The following is a 13,872-nucleotide window of genomic DNA, read 5'->3' as shown; positions in this document are numbered from 1 at the left end:
GCATGGAAAATAAGAGTGGAGAGGCGAAAGTGCAGAAGGTCAAAAACTGGTCGCCGGTGTGGATTTTTCCCATCGTGACTGCGCTGATCGGTGCATGGATCCTGTTTTATCATTACAGCCATCAGGGACCGGAAGTCACGCTGATAACCACCAATGCCGAGGGGATTGAGGGCGGTAAAACGACCATCAAAAGCCGTAGCGTGGATGTGGGGGTGGTCGAAAGCGCAACCCTGACCGATGATTTAACCCATGTGGAGATTAAGGCGCGCCTTAATGCCGGCATGGAAAAACTGCTGCATGGCGATTCCGTTTTCTGGGTGGTTAAACCGCAGGTGGGACGTGAGGGGATCAGCGGCTTAGGAACCCTGCTCTCTGGGGCCTATATTGAACTGAAGCCCGGCACGAAGGGTAGCCATCCAGGGCAATATCAGCTTCTTGATTCACCGCCGCTTGCGCCGCCTGATGCCAAGGGTATCCGCGTGATCCTCGACAGCAAAAAAGCGGGCCAGCTGACGGCGGGCGACCCGGTACTGTTCCGCGGCTACCGCGTCGGTTCCGTTGAAACCAGCACCTTCGACGCGCAAAAGCGTACCATCAGCTATCAGCTGTTCATCAATGCGCCAAACGATCGTCTGGTAACCAGCAACGTTCGCTTCTGGAAGGACAGTGGGATCGCGGTGGATCTTACCTCTGCGGGGATGCGCGTAGAAATGGGTTCCTTAACCACGCTGTTTGGCGGCGGGGTGAGCTTTGATGTGCCAGAAGGGCAGGATCTGGGGCAGCCGGTTGCGGAGAAAACGGCGTTCAGACTCTTTGACGATCAGCGAAGCATTCAGGACGCGCTCTATACCGATCACATTGACTTCCTGATGTTCTTCAAAGATTCCGTCCGCGGTCTGCAGCCGGGAGCGCCGGTTGAGTTCCGAGGTATTCGTCTTGGTACGGTTGGACAAGTTCCATTCTTTGTCCCGGGTCTGAGCCAGATGCTGGACGATGATTATCGTATTCCTGTGCTGATCCGCATCGAGCCGGAACGTCTGCTTAATCAGATTGGTGAGAATCAGGATATTGCCGCCCATATCAGTCAACTGATGGAACGAGGCCTGCGTGGATCGCTGAAAACGGGTAACCTGGTGACAGGTGCGCTGTACGTGGATATGGACTTCTACCCGAAAGCACCGCCGATTACCGGTATCCGTGAATTTGGCGGCTACAAGATCATTCCAACGGTAAGCAGCGGTCTGGCTCAGATCCAGCAGCGTCTGATGGAGACGCTGGATAAGATCAACAATCTGCCACTGAATCCGATGATTGAAGCGGCGACGAACTCTCTGAGCGAAAGCCAGGCAACGATGCGTCGTCTGCAAACCACGCTGGATAACATCAACAAGATCACGGCGAGCCAGAGTATGCAGCAGCTGCCGCAGGACATGCAGAAAACGCTGCGTGAGCTGAACCGCAGTATGCAGGGCTTCCAGCCGGGCTCTGCGGCCTACAACAAGATGGTGGCAGATATGCAGCGTCTTGATCAGGTCTTGCGTGAACTGCAGCCGGTGCTGAAAACGCTCAACGAGAAGAGCAATGCGCTGGTGTTCGAAGCGAAAGATAAAAAGGATCCTGAGCCGAAGAGGGCAAAAGAATGAACAAGTGGCTATTGATGGTTGGCGCTCTGCTGTTAACGGCGTGCAGTTCAGGGGTAGATAATAAAAGCTACTATCAGCTGCCTGTGGCTACCCACAGCGGTGGGCAAAGTACGGCCAGCCAGGGAAACCGTCAGCTGTGGGTTGAGCAGGTTGCCGTGCCGGATTATCTGGCAGGAAACGGCGTGGTCTATCAGACCAGCGACGTTAAATACGTGATTGCGACGAACAACCTGTGGGCCAGCCCTCTGGATCAGCAGCTGCGCAACACGCTGGTGGCCAATCTGGGCAGTCAGCTTCCGGGGTGGGTTGTCGCGTCGCAGCCGTTGGGTAACGATCAGGATACGCTGAACGTCACGGTAACAGGCTTCCACGGCCGTTATGACGGTGCGGTGGTGATCAGCGGGGAGTGGTTGCTGAATCATCAGGGGCAGCTGATTAAGCGTCCTTTCCATCTGGAGCTGAAGCAGCAGAAAGATGGCTATGACGAAATGGTCAAAGTCCTGGCTCAGGGTTGGGGCCAGGAGTCGGCCAGCATCGCGAGGGAGATTTCCCGGCTGCCATAAGTAAAATTCATCATCAAAAACCGCAGTTGGCCTGTCGCTGATTGCGGTTTTTTTTTCGTTTTCACTTCAGATTGTTAGTTGTGCCACATCACAATTTTTGTACAAATGAACTTCCAGGTAGCTCACAAATATGACACCCGTATGAATTTTGAACATTGACGCTGCGAGTAATTCGGGGTATTCGTTATCTGTGCCTGTGCATTTAGTGCAGACACTGTTTTCTTTCCACCAGACAAAAGAATGAGGGAAACGAGGCATGAAGAGACAGAAACGAGATCGCCTGGAACGGGCTCATCAACGTGGTTATCAGGCCGGCATCGCTGGACGTTCTAAAGAAATGTGTCCTTATCAGACGATAAATCAAAGGTCACAATGGCTTGGAGGCTGGCGAGAAGCCATCGGCGACAGGGCACTCATAGCCTGATAACGTCTCTTTCAAAAAAGAAACCTCCGCAATGCGGAGGTTTCGCCTTTCTGCGGGTGCGAAAAGCACGATCAGAACGCGGAAGTGTCCTGGAACAGGCCAACTTTCAGGTCGCTTGCGCTATAGATCAGACGACCATCTACCAACACTTCGCCATCTGCCAGGCCCATAATCAGGCGGCGGTTAACGATGCGCTTGAAGTGAATACGATAGGTGACTTTCTTCGCTGTAGGCAGAACCTGGCCAGTGAATTTTACTTCGCCCACACCGAGTGCGCGGCCTTTACCTTCGCCGCCCAGCCAGCCCAGATAGAAGCCAACCAGCTGCCACATGGCATCCAGGCCCAGACAGCCAGGCATTACCGGATCGCCAATAAAGTGGCAACCGAAGAACCACAGGTCCGGGTTGATATCGAGTTCTGCTTCTACGTAACCCTTATCGAAGTTGCCGCCGGTTTCGGTCATTTTCACGACACGGTCCATCATCAGCATGTTCGGGGCCGGTAACTGTGGGCCTTTTGCGCCAAACAGTTCACCGCGACCAGAGGCAAGAAGATCTTCTTTTGTATAGGATTCGCGTTTATCTACCATGTTCTCAGTAAGCCTTATTTTAGTGAAGGACGCAGGATAGCTAACACGTGTACGCTGAACAAGTCCGATCAGTTCGAACTAAACCAGCCCAACCAGCGTAACGGCCATGGATAACGATGACGAGCATCCTGCTGTGTCGCCTGAGCTATGCGCTCCTGGATAGTCTGCATCAGGGTGGTTTGCCCTTCGCCATCCCAAACCAGATTTGTCAGTAAGGGTAGCGCATCCTCAATCCCTTCGATGGCCCAGATGGTGAATTGCTCTTGCTCAACCGCATCCAGAATATCCTGACTGAGGCTCAAATGGCGTGCGTTGGGAGCAGGAATAATCACACCCTGTTTACCGTTTAAACCGCGCTGCTGACAGATTGAGAAGAAGCCTTCAATTTTTTCGTTGAGGCCTCCCACTGGCTGGGCACGACCGAATTGGTCCACCGAACCGGTGATCGCGATGTTCTGATTGATGGGCACTTCCGCCAGGGCGCTGATTAAGGCGCACAGCTCGGCCATAGAGGCGCTATCGCCATCCACTTCGCTGTAGGACTGCTCAAACGTCAGCGAGGCGGAGAAGGGGATCTGTTGCTCAAGCTGCAGTTCTGACATCAAAAACGCCTGCATGATCATCATGCCTTTCGCGTGAATGTTGCCGCCCAGCTCGGCTTTCCGTTCGATATCGGTAAACTCGCCATCACCAACGTGCACAACGCAGCTGATACGGGACGGTTCCCCGAATGCGCGCGGATGGCCAGGAAATTCAATCACCGACAGGGCGTTGATCTGCCCGACGCGCTCGCCTTCGGTTTCCACCAGAATTTGTTCCAGCAGAATTTCATCCTGCATACGGTCGGCAAGATAGCCTTCTCGCCACTCACGCTGAGCCAACATCTGAGTGAGCTGTTCTCCGGTGAACGCCCCGTCACCGCTGATCACACCCACTTCACGCAGCTGTTTGCCGATCCAGAGCGGGCAAAGCGGCAGCGTTTCCTGGTCACCGGTGTAGCGTACCGCTTCGCGGATTAAGCCCGGCCACGCGTCAGCCGCAGGGGTTGGCAGCGCAAAACGTTCAGCAACGGCCATCACCCACTGGCACCACTGCGCCATATCGTCGGCGTCAGCAATCTGGATGTTGTCTTCGTATTCGCTATACACCGCCTGCTCAGCGAGTTCTGGTTCCATTTCCTGGAAGTCCGCCAGCGATTCACGGTCGCCCGTCAGCACGACGGTCAGCGACAGCGGCATAGACGGAACAGAGACAGGCAGAGGACGAGACTCATCGTAGCCGACCCAGTCGAAACGCTGCTGGTGCACGATGGTTTTCAGACGCATCCACAACAGCGGCTGCGAGAGCAGGGTGCGCAGTGAGATGATGAGCACACCGCCATTTGCGCGATGTACCAGCCCCGGCTGGAGCGAAAGTTCGCCGTTAAACTGGCGCAGACAACCAAAGAGTTGTTCCGCCTCGACCCAGTTAGCGGTAACCACCTCGCCCTTAGCGGCAAAACGGCCATCGACCTGCGCCGCCGGTTCAAAAGTGACATCATGTCCCGCAATACGATACTGGCCGCCAAAAACTGCGTTCGCTCCTGGCTTCAGCTGGCGCACGGCATCTCCGAGCAGCGTCAGGTATTCCGCCTCTTCCGGGGCCTTGAGCAGCATGAAGGGCGCCGTTGCCCATGGGCTTAACACCTGCTCCAGCGCATAATGCAAACGAGGCTGCGTATCGCTAAGGATGAATTCGTGTTCTTTTGCGAGTTCGGGCTGTGCAAACAGTTCCTGGTAACTTTCGGTATCCGGAACAAGGTCACGCCATGCAAGTTTCGTAATGGTCAAAGTTGATGTTTTTTAGTCAGATGTAAAAACGTGGAGTATACCGTAAGCGGGGGGCTCTACCCAAGCAGGATTGGGTATTTCGACAGGGCGATTGGCTGCATTCACTCACAGGATATGATTTCTTTTCAGCAGATTGCTAAAAAACTGATATTCTGAACAGAGTTACGTGGTAACACTGAGATCGCAATGAAATATCAACAACTGGAAAATCTTGAAAGCGGCTGGAAATGGAAGTACCTGGTCAAAAAGCACCGTGAAGGGGAGCTGATCACCTGCTACATCGAAGCCAGCGCTGCGCAAGAAGCCGTGGATATTTTGCTGACCCTCGAAAATGAACCGGTACAGGTTAACAGCTGGATTGAGAAACACATCAATCCCGCGTTGTTAAACCGGATGAAGCAAACTATCCGCGCGCGACGCAAACGGCATTTTAATGCTGAGCATCAGCACACTCGCAAAAAATCAATCGACCTGGAGTTCGTTGTCTGGCAACGCCTGGCCGGGCTGGCACAACGTCGGGGCAAAACGCTTTCGGAAACCATTGTGCAGTTAATTGAGGATGCCGAACATAAAGAGAAGTACGCCAACCAGATGTCGACACTGAAGAACGACCTTCAGGCTCTGTTGGGTAAAAAATAGATTTTTCTTTTCTGCAGACAATAAAAAACCCCGCATGGCGGGGTTTTTTTATAAGACGATAACTTATGCCGCTGGCTGAGTTACAACGTCTTTGATGCCTTTAACTTCGATCTCTACGCGACGATCTGGAGCCAGGCAGTCGATCAGTGCAGCGCGAGCTTTCACGTTGTCACAGGTGTTGCCAGTAACTGGGTTAGATTCGCCCATACCACGTGGGGAGATCTTGTTAGCTGGGATACCTTTAGAGATCAGGTAATCAACAACAGACTGAGCACGTTTCTCAGACAGTTTCTGGTTGTAAGCGTCAGAACCGATACGGTCGGTGAAGCCCAGAACCACTACAGAACCGTCTTTAGGATCCAGGTTGCTCAGCTGAGAGTACAGCTGATCCAGTGCCTGCTGACCTTCTGGTTTCAGAGTCGCTTTGTTGAAGTTGAACAGAACGTCAGACTTCAGAGTGAAGTGCTTGGTCTGTACTTCTGGAGCTGGAGCCGGCGCTGGAGCAACAACTGGTGCTGCTTCTTCCTGCTGGCCGAAACGGTAGGAAACACCTACGCTCAGCATGCCGTTGTCTGGACGAACACCAACGGTGTTGCCGTCGCCGATGTTGTTAACCCACTGGTATTCCAGACGGGTAGCGATGTCACGGGTCATAGCCCACTCAACGCCACCAGCGAATACTGGGGAAACACCGGTATCATGGTTGTCACCAGCGATGTTGTTGCTGGAGTCTGCACGCCATACCATGCCGCCCAGACGGGTGTACACGTCCAGATCGTCAGTGATTGGGTAGCCCAGTTTAGCGGTCAGCTGAACGCCCTGTGCTTTGAAAGCGCCGTTGATGGTGTCGCCTTTGTATGGCATACGACCTAACCAGTCGTAACCCATTTCAAAACCAACATACGGGTTAACCTGATAGCCACCGAACGCACCTGCACCAAGCTGGCTCTCGTGAGTAGGGCCATCATTGTTCAGGCTGCTGTTGTACCAGCCGGTGTCGTGGAACTGAGACCAGCCCAGTTTACCACCTGCATACCAGGTATTATCTTTCGGAGCGGCCTGCGCTACGGTAGCGAAGCCAGCCAGTGCCACTGCAATCGCGATAGCTGTCTTTTTCATTTTTTGCGCCTCGTTATCATCCAAAATTCGCCATGAAAGTCTCAGGAGAGAATCACGGTTAAATCCTTCACCGGGGGGCGTGGTCAAATATAAATCTACCGATATCTTCGGCTTAGGCCGAGCACCCCTGGCGATGTAAAGTCTACAACGTAGCTGAAAACTTACAAGTGTGAAGTCCGTCAGGCATATGAAAAAAAAAGTTCCGTATATCGATTATTTAACATTTTCCGAACGAATTTTGTGCAATAAAATTAAGGAGAACCGCACCAGACAAGCCTTGCCGCAATTTTGAGGCCGGGAACTTAAATCCCATCTTGTGGTCAAAAAAAATTCCAGGAAAAATCTTAATTTCACTCAATGATACAAATTCGAGTGAATTTTTAGCCCAGAAAGTTGTCCTCTGCGGTAAGAATCCGATCGAACCGGACGCATAATGAACCCGATCGCATTCCCTTCTTCAGCTGCTTCAGTCAGACGGAAATGTTCCTCTTCCGTCAATTCTTCCGGTAACCATCCAATCACCACGCTGTAATTTCCGGTGCGTAACGCGCGGATCATCGACTCAACGGTATCGCAAGGCGAGAGCTGATTAATTTGCATGACCTTGGTGAGCGGAAGGCCTGCCGACTGAACCCACTCACGGCTCAGTTTTTGCTGAGGCGTGAGCCAAAGCTGCCAGCGTGATTGCTGACCAAGCTGTTGCAATAACGGCAACAACAGAAGTTGCGTCAACAGGGGCTGGTCTTCACGATAAACCACTTCACTGATAAGCCCCGTGGAAACACGCTCGACGGAATTCTGCGCGACATTGCCTGCGGTAGAAGAGAGAGAGGTTGAGCGATTTGCATAGCCTGAAGTGTGCATATTCATTCCAGCCCTGTAGTTACTGTATGAATATACAGTAACCCCTGTATGCATAAAGATCAACCTCATTTTCGGAAAGCGACTCGCAAAATTCATTCAATATTGATGCCCCTCGAAAAATCATCTTGCTCAACGGCGATAAGTTGCCTATTTTCCTGCTAACGGATCCGCTAGTAAGAAATTTCGTTGTTACTTTATGATTTTGAAGGGAAATATCATGAAAAAGATATCTTATGAACGGATTTATAAATCCCAGGAATACCTCTCTCCGCTTGGCGAGATACATCACCGCGCGTTGTTTGGAGGCTACACCCTGGCGGTGGATGATGCGGTTTTTGCCATGGTGTCAGACGGCGAACTTTATCTTCGGGCTTGTGAGGAGAGTGCGAAATACTGTGTCAAAAATGCCTCTTCATTTTTGACGTTGATGAAGCGAGGCCGCCCGGTGCTGCTCAACTATTATCGTGTGGATGACGGATTATGGCAGGACAGGGAGCGGTTGCTTCAGCTCTCCTCGTTTGCGCTCAGTGCGGCAAGGAAAGAGCGTTATCAGCGGCATCAGCGAAACCGTCTTAAAGATCTACCAAACCTCACTTTTCAGCTGGAAGTGTTGCTCTTCGAAGCGGGTATTACTAATGAAGAGACGCTGCGGGCGCTGGGCGCGAGGGAAAGCTGGCTGAAGATGCGGGCAAAAAACAAAGCGCTCAGTATTAAAGTGCTCTTCGCGCTGGAGGGTGCCATTGTGGGACTGCATGAGGCGGCACTCCCGGCAGGCATTCGCCGGGAGCTGACGGAGTGGTTTAATGCGCTGCCTGAGCCACAGGAGAATCACTTCTCCAGGTAGCGATTTGCTGTTGCAGCCGGCAAATTTCAGGCAGCAGAGCGATAAGCAGGCCTATCTGCTGAAGAACCAGCGGCGCTTTGCTGTCGTTTCCTGGGTCAAGATGCGCAATGCGTTGAGCCAGTTCATCAAGCGCCTGTTGAACGCGGGGCTCATCGGCTGGTCGGTGATGAAGCGCGTCATCGACATAACAGACGGCGTCATCGAGCAGGTTGAGAATACCCGGGTTGGTGAGTTTCTCACGGTGGGCACCCAGCGTCGAAATATAGCTGGTGAACGTATGGTTCAGGCAGAGCAGGCGGAACGCAGTCTCACGAATCTCCGCCGTGGCGCGAGGCTCCGTTGACATGTTAGAGACAACGGAGGCCAGTTCGGCATCACTGTTGTGCGCATCGCGACGTGCTATCCGGTAAGCCAGGCGGTTATCGCGCCCCTGGTGGTACTGCTCCAGGATAGCGTCAAGGTATCGACAGTTGGCGTTCATCGCCCTGTCTACCACGCGCGGCAAATTGCGGAAACGCCAGTCCGGCCAGATAAAGCTGACCGCGGCCCAGGCTATCGCGCAGCCAATCAGGGTATCAATCACGCGGGGCAGGGCGACTTCAAACCCTTCACCCAGCAGGTTAAAGCAGAGCAGCACCAGCAGCGTGATGAACATGGTGGCATGGGCATACTGCACGTTGCGAAACGCGAAGAACAGCACGCCGGTGATCACGATCAGGATCAATTGACCTTCAACGGAGGGCACAAAATAGAGCACTGGCAGGCCGATCGCGACGCCGACCAGCGTGCCGATAATGCGCAGCGCAAGACGATGTCGGGTGGCGTTATAGTTCGGCTGGCAGACGAACAGGCTGGTGAGCAGGATCCAGTAGCCGTGGTGCAGCCCGGTTATCTGGATAAAGGCATAACCCACGCACAGCACCAGCGACATTCTCACCGCGTGGCGAAAGAGAGCCGACTCCGGGGTAAAGTTGCGGCTCAGCCGCAGCCACATGTCGCTAACGCTGTGCACGCTGTCATCAGCAAGCTGGTTTTCCACCTCACTGCCCGGCTGTGCCATCGCCTGTTCGGACTCAATTGTCGCCAGTTGAGCATCAATCGCCCGCAGGTTGTTCAGCAGAAAGCCCAGCGCTTTGATGTGTTCCGGTGACGTTCCGCTGGCCTGAACGCGATCGAGCGCCGCATCAAGATGGCTGAATACGCGTTCAAAACGGGGGTCATGCTGATAGGGCGTGCGCAGCAGAATGGAGCGCGAGAGCTGCTGGCACGCCTGGGACTGCATGGACAGCAGACGCTGGAAGCGGAACATCACGTCGCTGTAGCGGAACTTTTCGCGCAGGGCGGCATACTGAACGTGCGAGGAGCTGGCACGTTCATGAATGTCCTGGGCGGCAAAATAGTAGTGTAAGGTTCTTCGGGTTCCGCGCTGACCACGATCGCCGCGCAGACGGGTAAGAAGAGAGGCTTTTGTCTGGTTAAGGGTGGCGACTAACTGGCCATTTGCCAGCGCCAGATCGTAGAGCGGAGCCTGGCTTTCTTCCTCGATATCCGGGTCGAACAGCCGGGATTTCAGTTCCAGATAGTGGGCTAACTGCTCAAAGCTGCGGGCAAGGTTATCCTGCAGCGGGCGAACCGGGAAAATCAGATGACCGGTAAGCGTCAGCAGGTTATACCAGATGGCGCCCAGCAACAGCAGAACCGGCTGCTGGTACCACTGGTCGTACAGGGAAACGCCCAGCATGGTGTAGATGGCGATCAGCAATGCACCAAAAGCGATGGTGGCATAACGCTGTCCAAGGCCACCCAGCAAAATAAACCCGCTGGTTGAGAGCGTAAGACCCAGGGCAAACAGCCAGGGCCATGGGAAAAGCAACTCAACAGACGCTGACGCAATAAAAAAGCAGACAAGCGTAATGACCAGGTTACGTAAACGCCCGGCCAGACGATCGTCCAGGTCCGCCAGCGCCCCGGCTACCACCCCCAGCGTAAGTGGAATGGTGAGCTTGACATCATTCAGCCACCAGGGCAGGGCAACCGTGCCGCAAAGCGCGATAAATATCCTGACGTTGTAAAGCCAGGTGCTGTTCCAGGTATAACGGCGAAGCAGTGGGCTTAGCATAAACGCGGCCAGTCCTTATTTACTGAAAACGACGACGAGCGTTTGCTTCACGCGCCGCCTGGGCCACTTCTACCGGAACAACCCTGCGACCGACGGGCCAAAGGGCGATAGCGGCGATCTTAAAGTTCGCGATCCCCACCGGAATACCAATAATCGTGATGCACTGCGCAATACCGGCAAAAATATGCATGATGCACAGCCACCAGCCGAAGAAAATCAGCCACAGAATGTTCAGCAGGGTTCCGCCCGTATTCATCAGGGCGTTTTTGCTCTCCGGATCCAGCTCGTCAACGTGGATGGCTTCATTCCCGTAGGGAATTAAGGAGAGTTTTGTGATTTCCCAGCAGGAACGGGTCAGGGGAAGCGTGAAAATCAGGACGATGCTCACCAGCGTGGCAAAAAGCCAGGAAAGGGTGGTGGCAAAACCGCCCAGCACAAAATTCAACACATTCAGAACGGTACGCATAAACCCTCACTTCCTTTCGATAAAATTAACGCCCAATGATTGTAACGTTTTTTTAGGCTGGAGCACCTTAAAACTGGCAGTTAAACTGTCAGGTAAATTATCTCTTCGTGGATTTGGCGGAACATGGAACTGAAAGCAACGTCGTTAGGCAAACGCCTGGCGCAACACCCTTACGACAGGGTGGTTCTCCTTAATGCCGGGGTGAAAGTCTCCGGGGAACGCCACGAATACCTTATTCCGTTTAATCATCTTCTGGCTATCCATTGCAAACGCGGGCTGGTGTGGGGCGAACTGGAGTTCGTTCTGCCTGACGATAAAGTCGTGCGTCTTCATGGCACCGAGTGGGCGGAAACTCAGCGTTTCCATCATCACCTGAACGCACTCTGGCAGCAGTGGAGCCAGGATATGAGCGTGATTGCCGCCCAGGTGCTCCAGCAGGTGCTGGACGATATCGCGCAAAGCAATGCGCAGCATTCGTGGCTGACTCGTCAACAGACTGCCGGGTTGCAGCAAAAGATCCGACAGGCGCTCTCGGCGCTGCCGCTCTCCGTGACGCGTCTCGAGGAGTTTGACAATTGTCGCGACGCCTGGCGCCAGTGTCAGGCCTGGCTGAACGATAAGGATAAAAGCCGTCTCGCCCATAACCAGGCCTGGACGGACGCCATGCTCACCCAATACGCCGACTTTTTCAGTACGGTGGAATCGTCACCGCTCAATCCGGCCCAGGCGCGCGCGGTGGTCAACGGCGAGCAGTCGCTGCTGGTGCTGGCGGGGGCCGGTAGCGGTAAAACGTCGGTGCTGGTGGCGCGTGCCGGCTGGTTGCTGACGACCGGGGAAGCGGTAGCCGATCAAATTCTGCTTCTGGCTTTTGGCCGTAAGGCTGCCCAGGAGATGGACGAACGCATCCAGGAACGTCTGAACACCCGGGATATCACAGCCAGAACCTTCCATGCCCTTGCGCTGCATATTATTCAGCAGGGCAGTAAAAAAGTGCCTTCCATCAGTAAACTGGAAAACGACGCGCAGGCACGTCAGGCGTTGTTCATCAAAACGTGGCGCCAGCAGTGCAGTGAGAAGAAGGCGCAGGCGAAAGGGTGGCGTCAGTGGCTGGAGGAAGAGCTCAACTGGGAGGTGCCAGAGGGCAGCTTCTGGCAGGATGATAAACTGGCGCGTCGGCTGGGTTCGCGACTTGACCGCTGGGTCAGCCTGATGCGAATGCACGGCGGATCGCAGGCAGAAATGATTGAAAGCGCGCCGGAGGCGATCCGCGATCTGTTTTCGAAGCGGGTCAAGCTGATGGCTCCGCTGCTGAAAGCCTGGAAAACCGCGCTGAAAGAGGAAAATGCCGTCGATTTCTCCGGTTTGATCCATCAGGCCATCATCATTCTTGAGAAGGGGCGTTTTGTCAGCCCGTGGAAACATATTCTGGTGGATGAGTTCCAGGACATCTCTCCACAGCGTGCTGCACTGCTCTCGGCGCTACGGGCGCAAAATAAACATACGTCGCTGTTTGCGGTGGGGGACGACTGGCAGGCCATCTATCGCTTCAGCGGGGCGCAGCTCTCCCTGACGACCGCGTTCCACCACTATTTTGGTGAAGGGGATCGCAGCGATCTGGACACCACCTACCGCTTCAATTCACGAATTGGTGAGATCGCCAACCGCTTTATCCAGCAGAACCCGCATCAGCTGGCAAAGCCGCTCAATAGCCTGCGCCCAGGAGATAAAAAAGCGGTCACCCTGCTGGCGGATGACCAGCTGGAACCGCTGCTGGACAAGCTCAGCGGCTACGCGAAGCCCGATGAACGTATTCTGGTGCTGGCGCGCTATCATCACCTCAAACCTGCGGCGCTGGAAAAAGCCGCCACCCGCTGGCCGAAACTGCAGCTTGAATTTATGACCATTCACGCCAGCAAAGGGCAGCAGGCCGATTATGTGATTGTGGTGGGGCTGAAAGACGGTAGCGACGGTTTCCCGGCGCCGGCCCGCGAGTCGGTGATGGAAGAGGCCCTACTGCCGGTGCCGGAAGACTTCCCGGATGCCGAAGAGCGGCGTTTGCTGTATGTGGCCATCACCCGCGCGCGGCATCGCGTGTGGCTGCTGTTCAATAAAGAAGAGCCATCCGTGTTTGTCGATATCCTGAAGAGTATTGATGTGCCGGTAGCGCGTAAACCATAACGATGTCAGGCAAGGTTTTGTAGGCCGGGTAAGGCGTAGCCGCCACCCGGCAAAAAAACTACTTCAATCTCTCGGAAAGATAACGCTGATAGTCCGGAATAAGGATATCAACCGGCGAGTTAAACTGCGGCGATTCGATGATGAAATCCGCCGTCGACAGGTTCGTCGCCACCGGGATATTCCACACCGTCGCCAGACGCAGCAGGGCTTTGACATCCGGGTCGTGCGGAACCGCATTCAGCGGATCCCAGAAGAAGATCAGCACATCAATCTTCCCTTCAGAAATTTGCGCGCCGACCTGCTGATCGCCACCCATCGGGCCGCTCAGCATAGCATTCACTTGCAGACCCGTTTCGCGCTGGATCAGGTTACCGGTTGTCCCCGTCGCTGAGAGCGCGTGCTTTTCCAGCGAAGACTGATGGCGGCGAACCCAGTTAAGCAGCATTTGTTTACAGTGATCGTGCGCCACAAGAGCAATGTGTTTGCGTTCAGGCAGCGTGCGTGTCGTCAGTTCCATAATCATATCCATCAGGTTAACTGACTACACGATGACGGGAACCGTCTGACGCTGCAAGAGAAAGGCGTAAAAAATGT

Annotated in this window: 13 protein-coding genes; 6 read left to right on the top strand and 7 right to left on the bottom strand. The window is 54.2% G+C overall.

Annotation, left to right across the window (positions count from 1 at the left end; genetic code table 11):
* Positions 1-2 precede the first annotated feature (2 nt).
* From pqiB to rmf, 3 genes are all read left to right on the top strand, one after another.
* Complete coding sequence (gene pqiB, locus FU672_RS06530; protein WP_148242615.1) at positions 3-1,643, top strand: intermembrane transport protein PqiB; 1,641 nt, start codon at positions 3-5, stop codon at positions 1,641-1,643.
* Complete coding sequence (pqiC, locus tag FU672_RS06525) at positions 1,640-2,206, top strand: membrane integrity-associated transporter subunit PqiC (protein ID WP_148242614.1); 567 nt, start codon at positions 1,640-1,642, stop codon at positions 2,204-2,206. Before pqiB ends, pqiC begins: the two co-directional genes overlap by 4 nt.
* 256 nt (positions 2,207-2,462) lie before the next feature.
* On the top strand, positions 2,463-2,630 hold the full coding sequence (gene rmf, locus FU672_RS06520) for a ribosome modulation factor (RefSeq protein WP_013097261.1): 168 nt from the start codon (positions 2,463-2,465) through the stop codon (positions 2,628-2,630).
* 71 nt (positions 2,631-2,701) lie between these two features.
* Here rmf and fabA read toward each other — a convergent pair whose 3' ends face one another.
* Both fabA and FU672_RS06510 read right to left on the bottom strand, forming a co-directional pair.
* Positions 2,702-3,220 carry a 3-hydroxyacyl-[acyl-carrier-protein] dehydratase FabA gene (gene fabA / locus FU672_RS06515; protein ID WP_008499931.1) on the bottom strand — a complete coding sequence of 173 codons (519 nt, stop codon included), beginning with the start codon at positions 3,218-3,220 and terminating at the stop codon, positions 2,702-2,704.
* A gap of 68 nt (positions 3,221-3,288) precedes the next feature.
* Complete coding sequence (locus FU672_RS06510; protein ID WP_148242613.1) at positions 3,289-5,049, bottom strand: AAA family ATPase; 1,761 nt, start codon at positions 5,047-5,049, stop codon at positions 3,289-3,291.
* A 186-nt stretch (positions 5,050-5,235) separates the two neighbouring features.
* Between FU672_RS06510 and matP the strand changes: the two genes are divergently transcribed.
* Positions 5,236-5,688 (top strand): macrodomain Ter protein MatP, encoded by a 453-nt coding sequence (gene matP, locus FU672_RS06505; protein ID WP_063143983.1) that lies wholly within the window; start codon positions 5,236-5,238, stop codon positions 5,686-5,688.
* A 63-nt stretch (positions 5,689-5,751) separates the two neighbouring features.
* Here the strand turns inward: matP and ompA are convergent, their stop codons facing one another.
* The gene (gene ompA, locus FU672_RS06500; protein ID WP_148242612.1) at positions 5,752-6,807 is read right to left on the bottom strand and encodes a porin OmpA; all 1,056 of its coding nucleotides are present in this window, start codon (positions 6,805-6,807) and stop codon (positions 5,752-5,754) included.
* 354 nt (positions 6,808-7,161) lie between these two features.
* A complete protein-coding gene (gene sulA, locus FU672_RS06495; RefSeq protein WP_121425762.1) occupies positions 7,162-7,671 on the bottom strand; it encodes an SOS-induced cell division inhibitor SulA in 510 nt (169 codons plus the stop codon).
* A 217-nt stretch (positions 7,672-7,888) separates the two neighbouring features.
* Here sulA and FU672_RS06490 point away from each other — a divergent pair, with 217 nt between their 5' ends.
* Complete coding sequence (locus FU672_RS06490; protein WP_148242611.1) at positions 7,889-8,515, top strand: TfoX/Sxy family DNA transformation protein; 627 nt, start codon at positions 7,889-7,891, stop codon at positions 8,513-8,515.
* On the opposite strand, the gene yccS is transcribed toward FU672_RS06490, so the two are convergent.
* Complete coding sequence (gene yccS, locus FU672_RS06485) at positions 8,472-10,634, bottom strand: YccS family putative transporter (protein WP_148242610.1); 2,163 nt, start codon at positions 10,632-10,634, stop codon at positions 8,472-8,474. The genes FU672_RS06490 and yccS overlap by 44 nt on opposite strands.
* A gap of 19 nt (positions 10,635-10,653) precedes the next feature.
* Positions 10,654-11,100, bottom strand: a complete 447-nt coding sequence (locus FU672_RS06480) for a YccF domain-containing protein (protein WP_148242609.1) — start codon at positions 11,098-11,100, stop codon at positions 10,654-10,656.
* Between the two features lie 123 nt (positions 11,101-11,223).
* Here FU672_RS06480 and helD point away from each other — a divergent pair, with 123 nt between their 5' ends.
* Positions 11,224-13,278, top strand: coding sequence for a DNA helicase IV (gene helD / locus FU672_RS06475; protein ID WP_148242608.1), 2,055 nt, complete (start codon positions 11,224-11,226; stop codon positions 13,276-13,278).
* 58 nt (positions 13,279-13,336) lie between these two features.
* Here helD and mgsA read toward each other — a convergent pair whose 3' ends face one another.
* A complete protein-coding gene (gene mgsA / locus FU672_RS06470) occupies positions 13,337-13,795 on the bottom strand; it encodes a methylglyoxal synthase (protein WP_048991031.1) in 459 nt (152 codons plus the stop codon).
* Positions 13,796-13,872 lie beyond the last annotated feature (77 nt).

Origin of the sequence: Enterobacter asburiae, from assembly GCF_008080435.1 — a bacterium.
GTDB lineage: Bacteria > Pseudomonadota > Gammaproteobacteria > Enterobacterales > Enterobacteriaceae > Enterobacter > Enterobacter asburiae_C.
Note: the sequence above shows the minus strand (reverse complement) of the source record. Positions and strands in the feature narration are given on the sequence as shown.

Excerpts from the sequence above, each read along its gene's own strand:
- pqiB (WP_148242615.1), top strand. The coding sequence starts at position 3 with ATGGAAAATAAGAGTGGAGAGGCGAAAGTGCAGAAGGTCAAAAACTGG.
- pqiC (WP_148242614.1), top strand. The coding sequence starts at position 1,640 with ATGAACAAGTGGCTATTGATGGTTGGCGCTCTGCTGTTAACGGCGTGC.
- rmf (WP_013097261.1), top strand. The coding sequence starts at position 2,463 with ATGAAGAGACAGAAACGAGATCGCCTGGAACGGGCTCATCAACGTGGT.
- fabA (WP_008499931.1), bottom strand. The coding sequence starts at position 3,220 with ATGGTAGATAAACGCGAATCCTATACAAAAGAAGATCTTCTTGCCTCT.
- matP (WP_063143983.1), top strand. The coding sequence starts at position 5,236 with ATGAAATATCAACAACTGGAAAATCTTGAAAGCGGCTGGAAATGGAAG.
- ompA (WP_148242612.1), bottom strand. The coding sequence starts at position 6,807 with ATGAAAAAGACAGCTATCGCGATTGCAGTGGCACTGGCTGGCTTCGCT.
- sulA (WP_121425762.1), bottom strand. The coding sequence starts at position 7,671 with ATGCACACTTCAGGCTATGCAAATCGCTCAACCTCTCTCTCTTCTACC.
- FU672_RS06490 (WP_148242611.1), top strand. The coding sequence starts at position 7,889 with ATGAAAAAGATATCTTATGAACGGATTTATAAATCCCAGGAATACCTC.
- yccS (WP_148242610.1), bottom strand. The coding sequence starts at position 10,634 with ATGCTAAGCCCACTGCTTCGCCGTTATACCTGGAACAGCACCTGGCTT.
- FU672_RS06480 (WP_148242609.1), bottom strand. The coding sequence starts at position 11,100 with ATGCGTACCGTTCTGAATGTGTTGAATTTTGTGCTGGGCGGTTTTGCC.
- helD (WP_148242608.1), top strand. The coding sequence starts at position 11,224 with ATGGAACTGAAAGCAACGTCGTTAGGCAAACGCCTGGCGCAACACCCT.
- mgsA (WP_048991031.1), bottom strand. The coding sequence starts at position 13,795 with ATGGAACTGACGACACGCACGCTGCCTGAACGCAAACACATTGCTCTT.